19 protein-coding genes are annotated in these 19,167 nt (G+C 61.0%); 10 read left to right on the forward strand and 9 right to left on the reverse strand.

Annotated elements, in window-relative coordinates; all coding sequences use genetic code 11:
• Positions 1–17 precede the first annotated feature (17 nt).
• The 6 genes from ACR0C3_RS10230 (at position 18) to yddG (ending at position 5,508) form a co-directional block, all read left to right on the forward strand.
• On the forward strand, positions 18–206 hold the full coding sequence (locus tag ACR0C3_RS10230; protein WP_480758318.1) for a hypothetical protein: 189 nt from the start codon (positions 18–20) through the stop codon (positions 204–206).
• Positions 207–282: 76 nt separating this feature from the next.
• Entirely contained in the window at positions 283–1,116 is an 834-nt protein-coding gene (locus ACR0C3_RS10235; protein ID WP_480758319.1) for an EAL domain-containing protein, read from the forward strand.
• 195 nt (positions 1,117–1,311) lie between these two features.
• On the forward strand, positions 1,312–2,487 hold the full coding sequence (locus ACR0C3_RS10240) for an acetyl-CoA C-acetyltransferase (RefSeq protein ID WP_170379022.1): 1,176 nt from the start codon (positions 1,312–1,314) through the stop codon (positions 2,485–2,487).
• A gap of 187 nt (positions 2,488–2,674) precedes the next feature.
• Entirely contained in the window at positions 2,675–3,397 is a 723-nt protein-coding gene (gene phbB / locus ACR0C3_RS10245) for an acetoacetyl-CoA reductase (RefSeq protein WP_170379024.1), read from the forward strand.
• A gap of 300 nt (positions 3,398–3,697) precedes the next feature.
• Positions 3,698–4,645: a transcriptional regulator GcvA gene (locus tag ACR0C3_RS10250; RefSeq protein WP_480758321.1), complete on the forward strand. Its 948-nt coding sequence runs from the start codon at positions 3,698–3,700 to the stop codon at positions 4,643–4,645.
• Complete coding sequence (yddG, locus tag ACR0C3_RS10255) at positions 4,642–5,508, forward strand: aromatic amino acid exporter YddG (RefSeq protein ID WP_480758322.1); 867 nt, start codon at positions 4,642–4,644, stop codon at positions 5,506–5,508. The genes ACR0C3_RS10250 and yddG overlap by 4 nt, the downstream gene beginning before the upstream one ends.
• Here yddG and ACR0C3_RS10260 read toward each other — a convergent pair.
• From ACR0C3_RS10260 to ACR0C3_RS10270, 3 genes are all read right to left on the reverse strand, one after another.
• Positions 5,505–5,669, reverse strand: a complete 165-nt coding sequence (locus tag ACR0C3_RS10260) for a YdcH family protein (RefSeq protein WP_170379030.1) — start codon at positions 5,667–5,669, stop codon at positions 5,505–5,507. The two genes, yddG and ACR0C3_RS10260, sit on opposite strands and share 4 nt — an antisense overlap.
• A 115-nt stretch (positions 5,670–5,784) precedes the next feature.
• On the reverse strand, positions 5,785–6,564 hold the full coding sequence (locus ACR0C3_RS10265; protein WP_480758324.1) for a tRNA1(Val) (adenine(37)-N6)-methyltransferase: 780 nt from the start codon (positions 6,562–6,564) through the stop codon (positions 5,785–5,787).
• Positions 6,561–6,776 carry a putative signal transducing protein gene (locus ACR0C3_RS10270; protein WP_037316655.1) on the reverse strand — a complete coding sequence of 72 codons (216 nt, stop codon included), beginning with the start codon at positions 6,774–6,776 and terminating at the stop codon, positions 6,561–6,563. Before ACR0C3_RS10270 ends, ACR0C3_RS10265 begins: the two co-directional genes overlap by 4 nt.
• A 56-nt stretch (positions 6,777–6,832) precedes the next feature.
• Between ACR0C3_RS10270 and ACR0C3_RS10275 the strand changes: the two genes are divergently transcribed.
• Positions 6,833–7,831 (forward strand): polyprenyl synthetase family protein, encoded by a 999-nt coding sequence (locus tag ACR0C3_RS10275; RefSeq protein ID WP_480758325.1) that lies wholly within the window; start codon positions 6,833–6,835, stop codon positions 7,829–7,831.
• On the opposite strand, the gene ACR0C3_RS10280 is transcribed toward ACR0C3_RS10275, so the two are convergent.
• Together ACR0C3_RS10280 and ACR0C3_RS10285 are read right to left on the reverse strand one after the other, a co-directional pair.
• A complete protein-coding gene (locus tag ACR0C3_RS10280; protein ID WP_480758327.1) occupies positions 7,824–8,645 on the reverse strand; it encodes a 4-(cytidine 5'-diphospho)-2-C-methyl-D-erythritol kinase in 822 nt (273 codons plus the stop codon). The genes ACR0C3_RS10275 and ACR0C3_RS10280 overlap by 8 nt on opposite strands.
• Positions 8,635–10,350, reverse strand: a complete 1,716-nt coding sequence (locus ACR0C3_RS10285; protein ID WP_480758489.1) for a tetratricopeptide repeat protein — start codon at positions 10,348–10,350, stop codon at positions 8,635–8,637. Before ACR0C3_RS10285 ends, ACR0C3_RS10280 begins: the two co-directional genes overlap by 11 nt.
• 357 nt (positions 10,351–10,707) lie before the next feature.
• Between ACR0C3_RS10285 and ACR0C3_RS10290 the strand changes: the two genes are divergently transcribed.
• From ACR0C3_RS10290 to ACR0C3_RS10300, 3 genes are read left to right on the forward strand one after another with little or no spacing between them, the layout of a single operon-like run.
• A complete protein-coding gene (locus tag ACR0C3_RS10290) occupies positions 10,708–13,161 on the forward strand; it encodes a GcvT family protein (protein ID WP_480758329.1) in 2,454 nt (817 codons plus the stop codon).
• 57 nt (positions 13,162–13,218) lie between these two features.
• The gene (locus ACR0C3_RS10295) at positions 13,219–14,232 is read left to right on the forward strand and encodes an Ldh family oxidoreductase (protein ID WP_480758331.1); all 1,014 of its coding nucleotides are present in this window, start codon (positions 13,219–13,221) and stop codon (positions 14,230–14,232) included.
• Between the two features lie 12 nt (positions 14,233–14,244).
• A complete protein-coding gene (locus ACR0C3_RS10300) occupies positions 14,245–15,531 on the forward strand; it encodes an NAD(P)/FAD-dependent oxidoreductase (protein ID WP_480758332.1) in 1,287 nt (428 codons plus the stop codon).
• Here ACR0C3_RS10300 and ACR0C3_RS10305 read toward each other — a convergent pair.
• Genes ACR0C3_RS10305 through ACR0C3_RS10320 form a run of 4 tightly spaced genes read right to left on the reverse strand, consistent with a single transcriptional unit; the run spans position 15,486 to position 19,167 of the window.
• Positions 15,486–16,220: an SDR family NAD(P)-dependent oxidoreductase gene (locus tag ACR0C3_RS10305; RefSeq protein WP_480758334.1), complete on the reverse strand. Its 735-nt coding sequence runs from the start codon at positions 16,218–16,220 to the stop codon at positions 15,486–15,488. The two genes, ACR0C3_RS10300 and ACR0C3_RS10305, sit on opposite strands and share 46 nt — an antisense overlap.
• Positions 16,217–16,948 (reverse strand): SDR family NAD(P)-dependent oxidoreductase, encoded by a 732-nt coding sequence (locus tag ACR0C3_RS10310; RefSeq protein ID WP_480758336.1) that lies wholly within the window; start codon positions 16,946–16,948, stop codon positions 16,217–16,219. Before ACR0C3_RS10310 ends, ACR0C3_RS10305 begins: the two co-directional genes overlap by 4 nt.
• A 3-nt stretch (positions 16,949–16,951) precedes the next feature.
• Positions 16,952–18,076 (reverse strand): mandelate racemase/muconate lactonizing enzyme family protein, encoded by a 1,125-nt coding sequence (locus tag ACR0C3_RS10315; RefSeq protein WP_480758338.1) that lies wholly within the window; start codon positions 18,074–18,076, stop codon positions 16,952–16,954.
• A complete protein-coding gene (locus ACR0C3_RS10320) occupies positions 18,073–19,167 on the reverse strand; it encodes an alcohol dehydrogenase family protein (protein WP_480758339.1) in 1,095 nt (364 codons plus the stop codon). The genes ACR0C3_RS10315 and ACR0C3_RS10320 overlap by 4 nt, the downstream gene beginning before the upstream one ends.

Here is a 19,167-nt window from a genome sequence, read left to right on the forward strand (position 1 = left end):
AGTGACCGGAGGCCGGAATGACCCGAGTGACAACCGTATCAACCACAGTCGGACTGCTAGGTGTGCTTCTGGCCATGTTTGCCGCCATCGCAACGGCAGCATCAGCGCTTGTCCTGATCGGGTTTTCCATGATGATCCTTGGCGTGATGGGCGCGGTGTTCGGCGCCGCGGCCTCCCTCAGCCACGCGGGGCAATCTGCGCGCTAATCATCACCTGCATTAACCGCAGATTCATCTGTTTGCTGCGACACTGCTACCGAAGAGCCATTCGGGGACAGCGCGCATGCGGGACAAGACAGTTGCAGAGTCACAGGACGGGCCAGACAGCCCTTTGACCTCTGCGGTTTTCGGTCGAGATCAATCTGTACTGCAGATGGCCTCGGATGCGGTGCGGCACAAACAATGCAAACTGGCCTTTCAGCCGGTGATGCAGGCACAGGCGCCTCATAACATTGCCTTCTATGAAGGGCTGATCCGCGTGTTGGATGAAACCGGACGGGTCATTCCTGCACGGGATTTCATGCCTCAGGTGGAAAACACGCCAATCGGACGTGAGTTGGATTGCATCGCGCTGGAGATGGGGTTGCAGACGCTGGTCAGGAACCCTCAGATCCGGTTGTCGATCAACATGTCGGCGCGCTCGATCGGGTATTCGCACTGGTCACGTATTCTGGATCGTTTTCTCAAACGGGATAGCAATCTGGGCGAACGACTGATTTTGGAGATCTCCGAGAAATCGGCGATGCAGGTGCCCGAGCTGGTGATCGACCTGATGGACAGGTTGCAGGAGCGTGGTATTGCCTTTGCTCTGGATGACTTTGGCGCAAGCAATTTCTGCTTTCGGCATTTCCGGGAATTCTTGTTTGATGGCGCCAAGATCGACGGTCAGTTCATTCGCGGTATCAGTACCGACCCCGACAACCAGGCCCTCGTCCGCGCATTGATCGCAGTCGCGCGAGAGTTCGAAATTCTGGTCACAGCCGAATCAGTCGAAAATCCGCAAGACGCAGCTTTTCTGAGCGCAAGCGGTGTCGACTGCATGCAGGGTTTCCTGTTTGGCGCGCCGTCGTTGTTGCCGCCGTGGAAGGCAGAAAGAAATTCCAAAACAGGGACTTAGTTGACCCACCGGCGCGCGAACACTTGCCTGATTGCCGCCTGAGGCAAGCTGTCCGTTGCTGCAAGTGCAGCATTGCGCTATTGCAGAAGGCACTAGAGGGGGGAGAAATTGGCGCTCTGGTACGGGCAGAGGGAGCCCTCTGCGGTCCGCGTCGTCACATTTCCCGCTGGACCACGACGGTAAAGGACAAATTATATGACCAATGTAGTAATCGCATCCGCCGCACGCACAGGTGTGGGCAGCTTTGGCGGCTCGTTTGCCAATACCCCCGCACATGATCTGGGCGCTGCCGTCCTCGAAGCCGTCGTCGAACGCGCCGGCGTCGACAAAGGCGAAGTCAGCGAAACCATCATGGGTCAGGTCCTGACCGCCGCTCAGGGCCAGAACCCTGCGCGTCAGGCGCATATCAACGCCGGTCTACCGCAGGAAAGCGCGGCTTGGGGCATCAACCAGGTTTGCGGCTCGGGCCTGCGCGCTGTTGCGCTGGGCGCTCAGCACATCCAACTGGGCGATGCGGATATCGTTGCCGCTGGTGGCCAGGAAAACATGACCCTGTCCCCCCACGCCGCAGCCCTGCGCGCTGGCCACAAGATGGGCGACATGAAATACATCGACACCATGATCCGCGACGGTCTGTGGGATGCGTTCAACGGCTACCATATGGGCCAAACCGCTGAGAACGTCGCCGAGAAATGGCAGATCAGCCGCGACATGCAGGACGAATTCGCCGTTGCCTCGCAAAACAAAGCTGAGGCTGCGCAGAACGCAGGCAAATTCGCGGATGAGATCGTTCCGTTCACCATCAAAACCCGCAAGGGCGACATCGTAATGGACAAGGACGAATACATCCGTCACGGCGCAACAATGGAAGCAATGGCCAAACTGCGCCCGGCCTTCACCAAAGACGGCTCGGTCACTGCGGCAAACGCCTCGGGCCTGAACGACGGCGCGGCGGCGACCCTGCTGATGTCGGCTGAGAACGCCGAAAAGCGCGGGATTGAACCTCTGGCCCGTATCGCATCCTACGCGACTGCCGGTCTTGACCCGTCGATCATGGGTGTTGGCCCGATCTATGCCTCGCGTAAAGCGTTGGAGAAAGCAGGTTGGTCGGTTGATGATCTGGATCTGGTCGAAGCCAACGAAGCCTTCGCCGCGCAGGCCTGCGCCGTGAACAAAGACATGGGCTGGGACCCGTCGATCGTGAACGTGAACGGTGGCGCGATTGCCATTGGCCACCCGATCGGAGCATCCGGTTGCCGTGTTCTGAACACGCTGCTGTTCGAAATGAAGCGCCGTGATGCCAAGAAGGGTCTGGCCACCCTCTGCATTGGTGGCGGCATGGGTGTCGCCCTCTGCGTGGAGCGCGACTAAGTGCGTTGACATCTAAATAGAAAAGGGCGTCCACTGGGCGCCCTTTTTTGTTACAATCAAGCTTTACACAACCGCTGCGACAATATCGCCAGACAGAAAGACAAGATCGAACACGAAACGATATTGCGCAACATTCTCTCTCAGAGTAACAGAATTACCAAGACGACCAAAATTGGAGGAGTCATCCATGGCACGTACAGCACTCGTAACCGGCGGTTCTCGCGGCATCGGCGCAGCAATTTCCAAGGCGCTCAAGGCCGAAGGATACAATGTTGCCGCCACCTATGCGGGGAATGACGAAGCCGCAGCAAAATTCACCGAGGAAACCGGCATCGCCACCTACAAGTGGAACGTGGCCGACTATGACGAATCCAAAGCGGGCATCGAAAAGGTCGAGGCCGAGGTCGGTCCCATCGACATCGTCGTCGCTAATGCGGGCATCACGCGCGACGCGCCCTTCCACAAGATGACGCCTGAACAGTGGCATCAGGTCATCGACACCAACCTGACCGGCGTTTTCAACACCGTACACCCCGTCTGGCCCGGCATGCGTGAACGCAAGTTTGGCCGCGTTATCGTCATCAGCTCGATCAACGGTCAGAAAGGCCAGTTCGCTCAGGTGAACTATGCAGCGACCAAAGCGGGTGATCTGGGTATCGTGAAGTCGCTCGCGCAGGAAGGCGCGCGTGCGGGCATCACTGCCAACGCGATCTGCCCTGGCTATATCGCAACCGAAATGGTTATGGCCGTGCCTGAGAAGGTCCGCGAGTCAATCATCGGCCAGATTCCGGCCGGCCGGTTAGGTGAGCCAGAAGAAATCGCGCGCTGCGTCGCATTCCTTGCGTCGGACGATTCGCAGTTCATCAATGGGTCGACCATCTCGGCCAACGGCGCTCAGTTCTTCGTCTGATTTCAGAGCATTGAACGAAAACGGGCCGGTCCTTTTGGACCGGCCCTTCTTTATCCCGTAAGTCCGCGCGCGCTGCGGTCAGCGGGAACCAAACACCCATCCCAGAACTTTGTGAACAAGCTTGCTGCGCTCTTCATGGGCACGACGAATTGCAATCTGGACAGACGGGTTTGTTGACATCTCGATCATGGCGGATCCCCTTTGCTAAAGCTGAACTTGACTTGCCCTAAACATGACCCTTGATTGAAAAAGGCACAAACGAGAGTTTTCAAGCATTCAGATAAGTATTACTTAAGTGACATGAGTGATCGCCTCCCCCCTCTCACCGCTTTGCGTGCCTTTGACGCTGCCGCGCGACACATGTCGTTCGCCAAGGCCGCAGACGAGTTGAACGTCACGCCCGCGGCGCTGTCCTTTCAGATCAAATCGCTTGAAGACCATTTGGGCCATCCGCTGTTTCGCCGCCTGAATCGCGCGGTTGAACTGACCGAGGCGGGCAAAGCCCTCGCCCCAGGAGCTGCCGAGGGGTTTGCGTCACTCAAAGCGGCTTGGGCCGCTACGCGAAGGCTTCAGGACAACAACACCCTCACCGTGACGGCCGGACCTGCGCTGACGGCCAAATGGCTGGCTCCACGCCTTTATGATTTTGCCCGCGCCCATCCCGAAATCGACCTGAGGTTTTCGGCCACCCTGCGCAATATGGACCTTGAGAGGGACGACGTGGATGTCGCGATCCGGTTTGGCTATGGCGGGGATGATGGGCTCTATTGCCTGCCGGTTCGCAAGGAATGGCTGACCCCCGTTATGACGCCCGAACTGGCCGCCGAGTTCACAACTCCCGAAAGCCTGCGTGACGCGCCACTGATACATGACGATTCGATTGCGTTTCTGAAGCCTCCGGCAGATTGGCCGACTTGGTTTAGGGCTGTTGGCGTCGAGTTCACGCCGACCCACGGGGCGCATTTTTCCAACGCAGACCACGCGATTGACGCGGCTGTCGCCGGAGTTGGCGTGGCCTTGGGGCGACGGGCGATGATCATCAAGGACATGATGGAGGGGAGGCTTGTCGCGCCGTTCAAAACCGCCATTGAGACCAAAGGCCGCTTTCGATTTCTCTGCCTGCCCGGAGCGGAGAACCGGCCTCAAGTCGCAGCATTTCGCGATTGGTTTGTTGCGGAGATTGAAAAAACCGCTCATATCTCGGATGAATTCACCATCGTTCCTGTAGAAGACGTCTCATCCACATGACCAGACAACGCGCCACCGCCATCGGCTTCATTGCGGTTTTGCTTTGGGCGCTGCTGGCCCTGTTCACGGTGGGGTCAGCTCCAACACCGCCGCTGCTGCTGAATGCGATCTGCTTCAGTATCGGCGGTACTTTGGGGCTTGTCTGGACGTGGCGATCGGGCGGGTTGTCCCAGCTGCGCCGCATCAGCTGGAAGGTCTACGCCTTTGGAACGGTGGGACTGTTCGGCTACCACGCGCTGTATTTCTCGGCCCTACGGATGGCCCCAGCGGCCGAGGCAGGGCTGATCGCCTATCTCTGGCCGCTGCTTATCGTTCTGTTCTCTGGCCTGTTACCCGGAGAAAACCTGCGCGCAGGCCACCTGATCGGGGCGTGCTTGGGCTTTGCCGGGGCCGCGCTGATCATCACCGGAGGCGGCAGCGCCGGGTTTCAAGCCGACCACCTACCGGGATACGCGCTGGCGTTCCTATGCGCATTGACATGGTCGGGCTATTCCGTGTTGTCACGGAAGCTGGGAGAAACGCCCACAAGCTCGGTCGCTGTGTTCTGCGTGTTCACGGCGATCGCCTCATGGGGCCTGCATTTCGCGCTAGAGGCACCGGTCTGGCCGGACACCACGCTCAGTTGGTTGTCGACACTGGCCCTTGGTCTGGGGCCGGTCGGTCTGGCGTTCTATGTCTGGGATATCGGGGTCAAGCAAGGCGACATTCAGATGCTGGGCACCAGCTCTTACGCGGCGCCTTTACTGTCTACCGTGGTTCTGGTTCTTGCCGGGATCGCCATGCCGACATGGACATTGGCGATCGCGGCGGTCTTGATCACCGGCGGGGCCGTGGTTGCGGCGCGCGCCAGTCTTAAAGGTTAAGTCGATAAGCGCTCGATCTCTTCCTTCAGCCTTAGCTTCTGTTTCTTTAGCTGGGCGATATGAAGATCATCAATGCCTGGCGCGCGTTGAGCTTGTTCCACTTCGAGACCGAGAGATTCGTGCTTCTTCTTCAGTTCCGTCAGATGTGCGCTCACGCTCATGGCGATCCTCCTTGTTTACGTGTCTAGATGTCACGTAAGAAGTTGAGCATATCGTTTCCACCCTGTCACGCCGCAGACGCGAAGAAAAAGTGATAAATCCGACAAATTCGGCTGGTCATTGCCGATTGACGTGAAACGGCCCCAACGCAGCGCCTTGCCGCAGCACATCCGAGAGTTCCGGCGTATAGCTGTCACCGTCGCGCTCATGCCGTTGACCGGTGTGCAGGATGACCGGCGCATGTAGCCGGAACGCCGCCCGCCCGCCTTTTCGGGCTCGTAGAATCACAAGCTCGGCCTCTCGCCCCACGCGGGCCGCAAGTGGCAGCACTTCGACCGAGCCCAGACGCCCCTGACAGGCCAAAAGCATATCGTGCAGGCGATCCGCCTTTTGGATCATGTGCAGATAGCCGCGCGGGGCCAGTCGTTTGGCCGCCACATCAATCCAATCGGCTAGGGGCGTCTCCTCTCCCAAAGCCACACTGCGCCCCCTGTCCGTGGCTGCGCTATGCGCGCCTGCGCGATAGTAGGGCGGGTTGGCGATCACATGGTCGAACTGGCGCTGCTTCAGATCGGAGGGCAGCTCATTCAGATCAGCCGAAACGACCTCCAACACCATGTTGTTTTCTACGGCATTGCGGCGGGCCAGATCCGCATAGGCCGTTTGCAGTTCAACACCGCACAGGTCCAAACCGGGGATTCGTGTCGCAAGGCACAGGATTGCAGCCCCTGCCCCGCAGCCAAGCTCCAGTACCGACTGACCAGAGGTTGCGGATACGCTGGCCGCCAGCAAAACAGGGTCGACCCCAGCGCGATAGCCAGACACGGGTTGCCATAGACGCAACCGCCCGCCGAGGAAATCGTTCCGGCTTAGCTCATCCTCCTTGAACCCGGTCATCGCCCCAGCGGGATCTCGTTGTCGCGCATCACACGCTCTGCTCGGGTCAGGTCGTCAGCCCGAACCATCAGGCGGCGGGGGAAAATTCCGATGCCGCCTTCGAGGATGCTCATATTTACGTCCATCTGAAAGCAGTCTATATCCTCGCCCTCAAGAAGAGCGGATGCAAAGGCCAGGATTGTCGGATCGGTGCTGCGCAATAGTTCTTTCATGGGGATGGATGTAAGGGCAAGGCAAGGCGAAAGTCGAGCCTTGTATCAGGAGTGTGATGGGCATCAGCACAATCTCGAAGCCGCACGAACGGCTGGCCGAAATGTTGACCGGCGAAATGGAGGCGGTGAATACGCTGATCCGGACCCGGATGGCGTCCGAACACGCGCCCCGTATCCCCGAGGTGACCGCGCATCTGGTCGAAGCGGGCGGCAAGCGCCTGCGCCCGATGCTGACATTGGCGGCGGCCCGGCTGTTTGGCTATACGGGCGAGCATCACGTGCGTCTGGCCGCGACGGTCGAGTTCATTCACACTGCGACCTTGTTGCACGACGATGTGGTCGACGAAAGCGCCCAACGACGCGGGCGCCCCACGGCGAACCTGCTGTGGGACAACAAATCCAGCGTGTTGGTCGGCGACTATCTGTTTTCCCGCAGCTTCCAGCTAATGGTAGAAACCGGATCGCTGCGTGTTCTGGATATCCTCGCCAATGCCTCGGCCACGATTGCCGAAGGCGAGGTGCTGCAGATGACCGCCGCCACCGATCTGAACACGGATGAGAGCATCTATCTGCAGGTCGTACGCGGCAAGACCGCGGCTTTGTTTTCCGCAGCGACCGAGGTTGGCGGCGTGATTTCTGAAGCCTCAGACGCGCAGGTCAAAGCTCTGTTCGACTATGGAGATGCCTTGGGCATTGCCTTCCAAATCGCCGACGATCTGCTGGATTATCAGGGTGACAGCAAGGCAACTGGCAAGAATGTGGGCGACGATTTCCGCGAACGCAAACTGACCCTGCCGGTGATCAAAGCCGTCGCGCAGGCCACCGCGGATGAGCGTATCTTCTGGGAGCGCACGATCGAGAAAGGCCGCCAGCAGGACGGCGATCTGGAGCATGCGCTTGGGCTTATGAACAAATACCAGACGCTCGAGGCGACACGTCAGGATGCGCTGGGATGGGCGAACAAGGCCAAAGCCTCGCTCGAGGTTCTGCCTGATCACGAAATCCGCACTCTGCTGCGCGATCTGGCCGACTACGTGGTCTCGCGCCTTAACTGAGCATCGTTGCGCGGCACCACCAATCTGGCTGGGCCGCGCCGATCTCATAGGCTGCGAAATGCGCGGCCTTCATCGACGGGTAGAGCGCAAAACAGGTAGACCCTGACCCCGACATTCGGGCCAGCAGCACATCCCTTGTGTCCGCCAATTCCTCCAACACACGCCCGATTTGCGGGGCCTGGCTTATGGCGGGCTGTTCAAGGTCGTTTCTCTGGTTCGAGAGCCACGCGACGCAGTCTTCCACGCCCGCGAATGAGGGGATTTGATCTGGCAATCCCGGATTGTCCCGCGACGCCAATGCGCCGAAGACCGATCCGGTCGGAACCTCGACACCCGGATTGACCAGAAGAGCGGGCAATGGGGGCAAAGCGACCCGTTCCACCTGCTCGCCAATCCCACGCATCCGCGCAGCCTCGGCCACCATGCAAACCGGAATATCGGCCCCTAACGCGGTCGGAAGATGCGTTGGGATATCAAATCCTTGCGCCGCCGCGTGGCGCAGCATGGCCGCCGCGTCCGAGGACCCTCCGCCAACGCCGCCGCCATGAGGCAGCGCCTTGTTCAACCTGACATGGCCCGTCCACCCGGTGCCCTCAGCCGCTTTCCAAACGAGATTTCGGCGGTCCGTGGGAACCCTGTCGGCATGCTCTCCGCTCACCGAGATCGAAATACCTACGCCCGGGTCAAACGTCAGCTGATCGCCAATGTCGGCAAAAGCCACTAGTGAATCCAACAGATGATAGCCATCGGCGCGCTGGCCGGTGACATGCAGGGTTAGATTGACCTTGGCGGGCGCAAAGGCGCTAGTTGCCATTGGCAACCTTCAACGGATCCGCGCCCTCTTCGGACAGAACCGTATCCAGACCGACCTCAAGCTTGCGTCGGATGCGTTCGGGATCAGCCTCACCATCGGTGTCTTCGGGATCAACGAAGGACAGGGCCCGTTTCCACTGGAATTCGGCCTCGCGGGCGCGTCCAACGGCCCAGTAGACATCGCCCAGATGGTCATTGACCACCGGATCCACCGGCATCAGCTCTACCGCGCGCTCCATATGCTCGACCGCTTCGTCATAGCGACCAAGGCGGAACAGGACCCAGCCAAGGCTGTCGACGATATAACCACTGTCGGGTCGCGCCGCGACGGCGCGTTCGATCATGTCCAGCGCCTCGTCCAGTTTCTCGCGCCGTTCGACAAGCGAATAGCCCAGATAGTTCAGAACCTGCGGCTGATCCGGGTTCAACTCAAGCGCACGCCGGAAATCGGCCTCGGCCTGATCCCATTGCTTGAGGCGCTCATGAGAAATCCCGCGCGCGTAGTGCAGGAACCAATTCGCGGCCGAGACACCCTCGGCCAGATCAATCGCCGTGTTGTAGGAGTCAACGGCGGCGGCATAGTTTTCCTCGCGGCGCTGCAGATCGGCCAAAGCGACATGGACACTGGGCAGATCAGGCTTTTCCGCAGCCAGTGATTGCAGAACCTCAACCGCCGCATCGGTTTTGCCGGATTGCCCCAAAACATCAGCCCGGCCCAGTTCGGCCACGTGGTGATCGGTGCTGTCCTTGGGAACCGCGCGATACGCTTCGACCGCAAGATCAAGCTGGTTGAGTTCCGACAGAAGCTCGGCGCTCATCAAAAGAGCATCGACGTGATCGGGGCGCAGGAAGCTAGCCGTGCGGGCATAAAGCAGAACGTAGTCCGGAGCGGCCTCCTCATTCAACGCAGCACCCACCGAAAAGAAGATCTCGGCCATGCCGTCTTGCGCCGTTCCTGCATGGGTGAAGGGCAGCGTTTCGCCATCAGACAATCGGCTTGTGTAATCTGTGATCGACGGATCGCTTCCGGCCTGAAACACATCGGCCAAGAAGGTCAGAGCGTCCTCATTCCGGTCAAGCTGCGACAGAACCTCGGTCCGGGCTAACGCGGCGCGGCGTGTGAACCGGGCCACGACCCCGTCATCGGCCGCGAAAATCGCCTCAGCCCCTTCGAAATCACCGATCGACGCCAAAGCCATCGCTTTGTGATAGAGGGCAAACTCGCGCAACCCTTCCTGGGTTGTAACCGAGTCGAACTGCTCCATCGCCTTGGTCATCTCACCCTGACCAAGATAGGCCCAGGCAATCATCAACCCATCGACCAATGGACCCACGCCCTGCGTTTCGGGATCACGTGACAGCAGGGTCTCCCAATCGCCCTCTGCGATCAGGTTTGCGGCGATGGCAATCCGGGCTGCTTGGCTCGGAAGGCCATTCTCTTCAATCGTCTCAGCGATGGGCAGTGCGCGCTCAACTTCGCCCAACGCCAGCCGCGCGACGACGACGCTTTCCAACAGCAATGCGTTCTGCGGATCAGACCGCAACGCCTGCGCATAATACCTTTCGGCGGCGGCATAGTCGTTTTCGTAGATTGCCTGACGTCCGGCTAAATAGGCTCCTGACCCGGTATCCGAAAACGCCGGGATTGCGACCGAGGATGAAAGCAGCGCGGCCAGTGCCACGCGACGAACCAGGGAAACCACCAGAATCCTGCCTTGCTATCGTTGACTGCACGTTAAGCTAGGGCCTCGGCCCGCAAGAGGCAATGGTTCAAGGTTCACGACGCCGCCATTGCACCGGTTTTCGCCTAAGAACTGGCCGCCCTGTTGCACGGATCAAGCAGAAGCGCCGTCCAACACTCAATGGCAACCCATCAATAGAGCTCTTAGTCAACTCACCCTAGCTGAGGACTTGGGTACCCAGCGCGTTTCACAAGGCACTTGTTTGGCTTGGGTGACTTCAACTCATTCAGAGTGAAATATTTTTCCAATTGCGCAAAAGACCGACTGACGGAATGGTGCTTCCAAACACTGTTGGCAAACCAGACACGGTATAAACATACGATGAAGTCACATGCGAAAGTAGTTGTGGTCGGGGGCGGCTGCGTTGGGGCCTCGATCCTGTATGGTCTGACCGAACATGGCTGCACGGATGCGGTGATGGTGGAACGGACAACGCTGACATCCGGGTCCACGTGGCATGCCGCCGGTCTGCTTGTGACCTTTGTGCGCTCGCATAACGTGTCGAAGATGACCATGGAGACCATCCGCATCTATTCCGAGGTTGAGGAAAAGATGGGCGCCTCGGTGGGCCTTCGCAAAGTGGGCCAGCTGCGCGTTGCCAATACCGAAAAGCGCTGGGATGAGTTCCAGTCCTATATCTCGATCGCCGAGGCCGCCGGGGTGCCGTGCAAGCTGCTGACACCGGAAGAGATTGCCGAGGTTCACCCCTTGCTGAACCAAAGCCCGGATATTCGCGGCGGCATCCTGCACACCGAAGACGGCTATGTGAATCCCGCCGACATCACCATGGCGCTGGTCAAGCTGGCGCGCGATGCCGGGGCCACGGTCTATCAGAACACCGAAGCCACCGCTTATGAAAAGCTTGAAAACGGCCACTGGAAAGTGACCACCAACCAGGGTGAGATCACCTGCGAGCATCTGATCTTTGCCACCGGCAACTACGCCCGCGAAAACGCGCGCCGTGTGGGACTCGACCTGCCCTGTATCCCGATCGTTCACCAATATTGGACAACCGAGACCGTTCCCTTGCTGAAAGAGCGCAAGGCACAGGGTCTGCCGGAATTCCCGATCCTGCGGGACGAGGACTATGGCGCCTATCTGCGCGAGGACGTGGGCGGCATCCAGTTTGGCCCCTATGAATTCACCAAGGACCTCAAGCTGTTCGCCGAAGACCGCGTGCCACCGGATTTCGGCGCCGACCTTCTGCCCGAAGATTTCGATGCTGTGGAAACCCAGTGGGAACGCGCAATCGAACGGGTTCCGACGCTGGGCGAGGTTGGCATCAAGGCCAACACCCGCGGTCCGTTCCAGATGACCCCGGACGAGCTGCCTCTGGCTGGCCCCGCGCCGGGGCACGAGAACCTGTGGCTGGCCGAAGGGATGCCCGGCGGCATCCTGTGGGGCGGCACGGTCGGGAACCGTCTGGCCAAATGGATCGTGGATGGCGATCCGGGCATGGACATGTCGGAACTCGACCCGCGCCGGTTCTCGGACTATGCCTCGAAACGGTGGACCATGGACAAGGTCCGCGAGACATGGGGAACCCATATGGATGCCCATGTCCCCGGTGAGGATTTCCCCGAGGCCCGCCCGATGAAAACCGCGGGCTCCTACGATCTGTTGACCGCGCAGGGTGCCGTCTGGACCAGCTTCAACGGCTATGAATTCCCGCGCTGGTTCGCCAAATCACCCGAGGAGGCGATCCCCGAACACTCCTTCCGCCGCACCAATCATATGGAGCTGGTTCAGGAAGAAGTGCGCCGCACGCGGGAAGAGGCAGGCTTCATCGAGATGTCTCCGATGACCAAATTCACCGTGCGCGGGCCGGGCGCGGCCAAATGGCTTGACGGCCTGATGGCGAACAAACTGCCCAAGGTGGGGCGCATGACCCTGTCGCTGATGCTGAACGACAAGGGCGGGATGGATGCGGAATACACCATCGTGCGCTACGCCGAAGATGATTTCTACCTGATCTCGACCCCAAATTGGCAGGCCTATAACTGGGACCAAATGCAACGTCTGCTGCCCAAAGAGGGCTCAGTCGTGATGGAGGATATCTCGGAACAGCTGGGCGTGATCGCTCTGGCCGGTCCGAAATCGCGCGAGATTCTGTCGAAACTGACCGACAATGATCTGTCGAACGAGGCCTTCCCGTGGCTCTCGGCCCAGATGGGTGAAGTCGGCTATGCCAAGGGCGTTCGCCTGCTGCGCGTCTCCTACACCGGTGAGCTGGGATGGGAGCTGCACCATCCGGCGGGCTACAACCGCCACCTCGTGGATCTGCTGCTGAAGGCGGGCGTGAAACCGTTCGGTCTTGAGGCGCTGGAATCCATGCGGCTCGAGAAATCCTACCGCGCCATCAACCGCGAGATCTGCAAGGACCTGACCCCGTTTGAGGCCGATCTGGGCCGGTTCGTCGCTATGACCGAGAAGATCGGCGGGCAAGTGGTCGAACGGGACTTCATCGGCAAACCCGCGCTGCTGAAACAGCAGGATGCGGGGGGATACAACACTCTGGTCACGTTGAAATTGCCATATTGCGATACGTCGGTGATGTTTGACGAAGGTGTCTACTCCGATGGTAGGTTGATCGGGCGCATCACCTCGGGCGGGTTCTCATACTATTGCAACCACGACATCGCGATGGCGCTGGTGCCGCAGAACATGACGGCACCGGGCACCAGAATGCAGGTGCTGGTCCATAACGAGCTGCGCGAGGCCGACGTCATCGACACCTGCGCCGTGGACCCCACCAGTGCCCGCGCACGCGCCTGACAAGAACAACAAGGGGGCTTGCGGTCCCTTTCACGAACACAAGGACAGGATTTGCCAATGACCGATATCTCGACGAAAACGCTCTCACTCCAAGAGGTTAGGGAATTGGCGAAATCCGTCCTTGTGGCTGTGGGCATGGATGATACGTGCAGCGACATGATCGCTGAGATCGTCGTCAAATCCGAACGTGACGGCCCGCGCAGCCACGGTTTGCGCATGCTACCGGTCTACGCGCAGAGCTTTACCTCGGGCTATGCCAACCCCGCTGCCCACCCTACGTTCGAGCGTATCGCGCCGGGTGTTCTGCGCGGCGACGCGGACAACGGGTACTACCAGATCGCCGCAGCCGCAGCCCGGGATGAGCTGATTGCGATGGCCCGTGAAAACGGGATCGCCGCCTTCACCTGCGCCAACAGTCACCACCTAGGCGCGTTGCGCTTTGACACCGAACCGCTGGCCGAGGCGGGGTTGGTGGCTTTGGCCGTAGTGAACTCACTGTCGATGGTGGTTCCGCAGGGCGGTGTGCGCCCGGTCTTTGGCACCAACCCGATGTCATTTGCCTGCCCGCGTGACGGCATGGAACCGATCGTCTGGGATCAGGCGTCCTCGACAGTGGCCTTGATGGATATCCGCATGGCCGCTGCCGAAGGGCATGACCTTCCGCGCCCAGCGGGTCTGGCCCCGGACGGCCAGCCCAGCGCTGATCCCAACGCCATCCTCGAAACTCGCAGCCTTCTGCCGTTCGGCGAACACAAAGGGGCCGCAATTGCCCTCCTGATCGAGGTCATGGGCGCGGCGTTGGCCGGGGGCACCCTCTCGGTCGACAATGCCGAGCGCGAGGCGCATGGCGCGCTGAACGTCAAGGGCGGCGCGACCCTGATTGCGATTGATCCGACACGGTTCGGAAATGCCGCCTTCAACGACTATGTCACGCGCATCTGCGCTGAGATCGAAGGCAATGGCACCGCGCGCATACCCGGTGACGGGCGGCTGAAGAACCGCGCGGCGTCTCAGGCCGATGGCGTCGTTGTCAGCACCGAAGTGCTGTCGCAGTTGCAAGACTTGCAGTAAGGCGTCCAACCGATGGCAAAGGTGGTTGTGATCGGCGGAGGCGTCGTAGGAATCTCCTGCGCGCTGGCGTTGCAGGCCGATAGGCACGCGGTTTCGGTTGTCGAGCCCGGACCCGTGGGAGAAGGGGCTAGCTGGGCCTCTTGCGGCTGCATCGCAATCGGTGAGATCGTTCCGCTGTCGCAGCCGGGCATGCTGATGAAGGTGCCGGGCTGGCTGCTGGACCCCGAGGCCCCCTTGACGCTGCGTCCGTCCTCGGCGCTGCGGGTCCTGCCCTGGTTCGCGCGCTTCACCGCGAATGCGCGCCGGGCGCGGATGCGGGCCATCGCGGCGGATCTGACGCGGCTGACCTTTGCCGCCACCGATGACTTCAAGGCGCAACTGGCCGATATCGGTCGACCCGAGTTGCTGGTCGAAAAGCCAGTGATCAAACTGTTCGACGATGACAGCGACCGCGCCACCATGGCCGTCGCCTTTGATCTGGCCCGAGAGCTGGGCTGTTCTATCGAATACATCCCCGGCCCCGCAGCGCATGAGATTGATCCGGCCATCGCGCCCGATTTCAAACACGCCGCCCTGCTGCATGACTGGAGCTTCGTGACCGAGCCCAAGCGCCTGGTCGAAGCCCTGCATCAGGCCTTTGCCAGCCGAGGAGGCACAGTATTCACAGGCGAGGCCGAGGCGTTCCAACACAACGGTCGCAAAATTCAGGGCGTGCGCCTTGCAGACGGTCAGGTTCTTACGGCGGACGAGTTCGTGCTGGCGGCGGGCACAAACTCACGCGGCTTGGCGCGGGATTTGGGCGTGCCAATCCAGTTGGAAGGGGTGATCGGCTACTCTACCGCCTTGCCTGACAGCGGTGTCGACCCGGCCCACACCGTGTTCTACGCCAAAGGCGGGTTTGGGATCACACCGTATGAGGACGCTCTGGCCGTGGCTGGGACCATCGAGTTCGCGGATGCCGACGCGAAACCCAACTGGAACCGCGCCGATATTCTGGTCAAACGCGCGAAACGCGTGTTGCCGCGGCTTGGAACGGACAAGGCCGAGCGCCGCATGGGGCGACGTCCTTTTACTCCCGATACCCGCCCCATTATTGGCCGCAGCGACCGATTGGCGAATGTCACTTTCGCCACCGGCCACGGACAGTTGGGCCTGACGCTTGGGGCGACAACCGCGCAGCTGGTGGCGGATGAGATCGCGGGCCGCGCGCCCTCAATCGACATTCAGGCCTTCAGACCGGACCGGTTCCAGGGTCAGGGCAGGCTCAGCTTGGCCATCCGCCCGCCATCGACCGTGTAGACCTGCCCTGTGATAAAGCCGCTTTCCTCGGCGGCCAGAAACGCCGCCAATGCGGCCACTTCTTCCGGCCTGCCGGTGCGTGCGACCGGGTGAATCTGGCCGATATCCCGGCGAAACGCATCAGGGTCGGGCATCGAGTCGATGAAGTCGAGGTTCAACTCGGTGTCGATCCAGCCCGGAGCGATGGCGTTGCAACGGATACCCTCGGCGCCGTGATCCACCGCCACGGCGCGGGTCAGCCCGTGCAGACCGGCCTTGGACGCGCAATAGGCCGCATGGCCGGGATTGCTGCCCAGCCCCTCGATCGAGCCGGTATTGACGATGCTGCCCTTGGTTTTGCGCAGATGGGGCAAAGCGGCCTGAATCATCAGGAAGGGCGCGGTCAAGTTGACGGCTAGGTTTTTCTGCCAGTCCTCCAACGTCATCTCTTCGACGCGGGCCTCCTGCATCATCCCGGCATTGTTGACCAGAACGTCCAGCTGCCCGGCACGGGCGATAGCCTCGGCTACTACCTGTGCAGGCGCGGCTGGGTCGGTGAAATCGGCTGCGATCCCTTCGCACCGGTCATCGCCACCGCGCTGAGCGGTGAAGACGCGCGCGCCTTCCTCCGTCAACCGTGCCGCGATGGCTTTCCCGATCCCAGAGCGACCGCCTGTAACCAGCGCAATTTTACCCTCAAACCGCTTCATGCGACCGGCTTCCCGCCATTGACCTCGACCAACGTGCCGCACATGTAGCGCGCCGCATCCGAGGCGAGGAACAGGACCACGTCGGCAATATCCTCAGGCTCGGCGATCCGACCAAGAGGCACGGTCTTACCCAGTTCGGTCACGGCCTCGTCAGGATCAAACCCGCGCTTGGCAAAGCCCGAGCGCAGCATCGGCGTGTTGACCTCATTCGGGCACACCGCGTTGATGCGGATGCCCTGATGTGCGTGATCCATCCCCATACATTCGGTCAGCGAGGCAATCGCCGCCTTGGTCATGCAATAGAGCGCATGGTTCGGCCCCGGCGCCTTGCCGCCCCAGCAGGACGCGGTGTTGACGATGGCCCCGCCACCCGCCTCGGCCATCAGCGGAATGGCGGCGCGGCAAATCCGGAACGGAGCTTCGACATTCACGCCCATGGACAGGGTCCAGTCGGCGTCCGACGTCTCGGTCACCGGGCCGCGGGTGATGACGCCGGCATTGTTGATGACGATATCGAGGCCGCCCAAAGCCTGTTGCGCGGCAGAGGCCAGTTGGTCGCAATAGGCCGGGTCCAGAAGATCGCCGGGCAGATGCGCCTCGGCCTCGATCCCATCGGTCGAGCGATCTGCAACCGCGACCCGAGCACCCTGCGCGCGCAGCTGTTTGACGATGGCCTGCCCGATCCCTCCGGCCGCACCGGTGACGAGGGCGTTTTTGTCCTGAAACATGTCTTAGTCTTCCCAGATTGCGACGGCCTGCCCCAGCAGGTCCCGGCTCATAGTCACGCCGAGGCCCGGCGCATCGGGCGGCAGAACGCCACCGTTTTCGATTGGGGCGTCGAACGCCCCGGTCTGGATCGTCACCATGTCGCGCGGGTCCAGAACGCAGCGCAGCAGCCGTTCGGGCACAGTCGCACCCATATGGAAGATCGACGCGGCAGACAGGGTTGACCCCACCGTGTCCTGCACACTGATCGTCAGCCCTGCAGCGCGGCAGATGTCGCGGTGACGGCGGGCATGGGTCAGCCCCCCGGCTTTCGAGATCTTCAGCCCGATGCCATCGGCCACATCCAGCGCCACCAGCTTGGCGATGTCGCCATCCTCTTGCGCCAACTCGTCCAGAATGATCGGCACATCGCAACGCTGGCGCAGGGAAAGCGTCTCACGCCATGTGGCACAGGGGGCCTCCAGCACAAAATCCAGCCTGTTCGGCAGGGCGCGGAGCATCCGCAGCGCGGTTTCCGGGATCAGGCCGCCATTGGCGTCAACGATGAAGTACTCACCCGGTTGCCGATCCGCCAATGAAGCCGCGATGCGTTCGGCATCAAGCGCCGGGCCGCCTTCGGAATCCATCGCCCCGACCTTAACCGAATGGCCCATATAGCCCATCGCGCGGTGTTCCGCGACGCGGGCGCGCATGTCCTCGGGCGTGCCCGCGTAGATCGAGCTGATCGCGGGCAGGCGATTGCCCGTCGCGCCGCCCAGCAGTTTATAGACCGGCAGACCAACCGTTTTGCCGAACAGGTCCCAACAGGCCAGATCAAGCGCCGATTTCGCGTGGTTGTGACCAATCAGCGCCTCATCCATCGCATCGTTGATCCGGTCCACATCGCGCGGGTCACGACCGATCAGATAGGGCGCGATTTCTTCAACCCCGGCGCGGGCGCCCCGCGCATGGGCGGCGATGTAGTTCGGACCGAAGGGAGTGGATTCGCCCCACCCTTCGGTCCCGTCATCGGCGGTGATACAGACGATGACACTGTCAAACCCGGTGTAGATACGCCCGCCCGACAGCTCGTAAGAGCCGCCCGCATAGGGCAGATGCAGTTCAAAAAGCTCGATCTTGCGGATTTTCATGAGGCCACCTGCGGCGGGATCAGCACCAGCTGCCCGGTATGCGTTTTGGTCAGAAACTCTTCCTGCGCCTTCGCGATCTCGCTCAGCGGATAGGTCTTGGCGACAACGGGACGGATTTCTCCTGCGTCGATGTATTTCACGAGGTTTTCGAACACGATGTCCTCTTGAAAGGTGCAGCCAAACAAGGTGAGGTCTTTGAGGTAGAGCGTCCGCACGTCGATTTCACAGATCGGTCCAGCGATGGCCCCGGCGGTCGCATAGCGCCCACCCCGGCGCAGCACGTCCAGCAGGCTGGGCCATTGCGGGCCGGCCACCAGATCGACCACCACGTCGATCGAGCCTTCACCCAGTTCCGCCACCAGATCAGCGTTCCGGTCCAGTACGCGATCTGCGCCCAGAGCCCGAACAGCCTCGGCCTTTGCGGGCGAGCACAGCCCGATCACGTTAGCTCCACGCCGTTTCGCCAGCTGCACCGCAGCCGAACCAACACCGCCCGAGGCACCGGTGACCAGAACGGTCTCGGCCCCGACGCTGGCGCGGTGCAGCATGCCCTCGGCCGTAGAATAGGCGCAGGGGATGGCGGCTAGTTCCACATCCTCCCAGTCGCAATTCACCGCGTGGGTTTCCTGCGATGGTGCGACGCAGAACTGGGCAAAACCCCCATCGCATTCGCTGCCGATGGTCCAGCATTCATAAGGGCGGTAGTCGACATAGGTCCGCAGCATGTTGCGCACGATCACGCGCTCGCCAACGCGCGCCGGGTCGACCCCATCACCTACGGTAGCAACATAGCCACAGACATCGGCGCCCTGAATGCGAGGGAAGATCAAGGGCGTGCCCGACCAACTGGCATCGTCATCGTCCACAGTCTCAAAACCCGAGGCACCGCCGGTATTGGTGTCCTCGGTGACAGCCTTAGAGTACCAGCCGATCCGCGTATTGATGTCGGTGTTGTTCACACCCGCGGCAGCGACCCGGATCAAAACCTCTCCGCGCCCCGGTGTCGGGACTGGCACGTCCGAGCGGTAGTCAAGCATCTCGATACCGCCATGGCCGGTCAGTTGAACCGCATGCATGGTTTCGGGGATCAT

The sequence above is a fragment of the Ruegeria sp. CK3 genome, assembly GCF_056536565.1.

What these genes read in the sequence shown, in the direction of transcription:
- ACR0C3_RS10295 (WP_480758331.1), top strand. Translation starts at nt 13,219, where the DNA reads ATGACCGATATCTCGACGAAAACGCTCTCACTCCAAGAGGTTAGGGAA.
- ACR0C3_RS10300 (WP_480758332.1), top strand. Translation starts at nt 14,245, where the DNA reads ATGGCAAAGGTGGTTGTGATCGGCGGAGGCGTCGTAGGAATCTCCTGC.
- ACR0C3_RS10275 (WP_480758325.1), top strand. Translation starts at nt 6,833, where the DNA reads ATGGGCATCAGCACAATCTCGAAGCCGCACGAACGGCTGGCCGAAATG.
- ACR0C3_RS10250 (WP_480758321.1), top strand. Translation starts at nt 3,698, where the DNA reads ATGAGTGATCGCCTCCCCCCTCTCACCGCTTTGCGTGCCTTTGACGCT.
- ACR0C3_RS10235 (WP_480758319.1), top strand. Translation starts at nt 283, where the DNA reads ATGCGGGACAAGACAGTTGCAGAGTCACAGGACGGGCCAGACAGCCCT.
- yddG (WP_480758322.1), top strand. Translation starts at nt 4,642, where the DNA reads ATGACCAGACAACGCGCCACCGCCATCGGCTTCATTGCGGTTTTGCTT.
- ACR0C3_RS10290 (WP_480758329.1), top strand. Translation starts at nt 10,708, where the DNA reads ATGAAGTCACATGCGAAAGTAGTTGTGGTCGGGGGCGGCTGCGTTGGG.
- ACR0C3_RS10310 (WP_480758336.1), bottom strand. Translation starts at nt 16,948, where the DNA reads ATGTTTCAGGACAAAAACGCCCTCGTCACCGGTGCGGCCGGAGGGATC.
- ACR0C3_RS10320 (WP_480758339.1), bottom strand. Translation starts at nt 19,167, where the DNA reads ATGATCCCCGAAACCATGCATGCGGTTCAACTGACCGGCCATGGCGGT.
- ACR0C3_RS10230 (WP_480758318.1), top strand. Translation starts at nt 18, where the DNA reads ATGACCCGAGTGACAACCGTATCAACCACAGTCGGACTGCTAGGTGTG.
- ACR0C3_RS10280 (WP_480758327.1), bottom strand. Translation starts at nt 8,645, where the DNA reads ATGGCAACTAGCGCCTTTGCGCCCGCCAAGGTCAATCTAACCCTGCAT.
- ACR0C3_RS10260 (WP_170379030.1), bottom strand. Translation starts at nt 5,669, where the DNA reads ATGAGCGTGAGCGCACATCTGACGGAACTGAAGAAGAAGCACGAATCT.
- ACR0C3_RS10265 (WP_480758324.1), bottom strand. Translation starts at nt 6,564, where the DNA reads ATGACCGGGTTCAAGGAGGATGAGCTAAGCCGGAACGATTTCCTCGGC.
- ACR0C3_RS10270 (WP_037316655.1), bottom strand. Translation starts at nt 6,776, where the DNA reads ATGAAAGAACTATTGCGCAGCACCGATCCGACAATCCTGGCCTTTGCA.
- ACR0C3_RS10315 (WP_480758338.1), bottom strand. Translation starts at nt 18,076, where the DNA reads ATGAAAATCCGCAAGATCGAGCTTTTTGAACTGCATCTGCCCTATGCG.
- phbB (WP_170379024.1), top strand. Translation starts at nt 2,675, where the DNA reads ATGGCACGTACAGCACTCGTAACCGGCGGTTCTCGCGGCATCGGCGCA.
- ACR0C3_RS10305 (WP_480758334.1), bottom strand. Translation starts at nt 16,220, where the DNA reads ATGAAGCGGTTTGAGGGTAAAATTGCGCTGGTTACAGGCGGTCGCTCT.
- ACR0C3_RS10240 (WP_170379022.1), top strand. Translation starts at nt 1,312, where the DNA reads ATGACCAATGTAGTAATCGCATCCGCCGCACGCACAGGTGTGGGCAGC.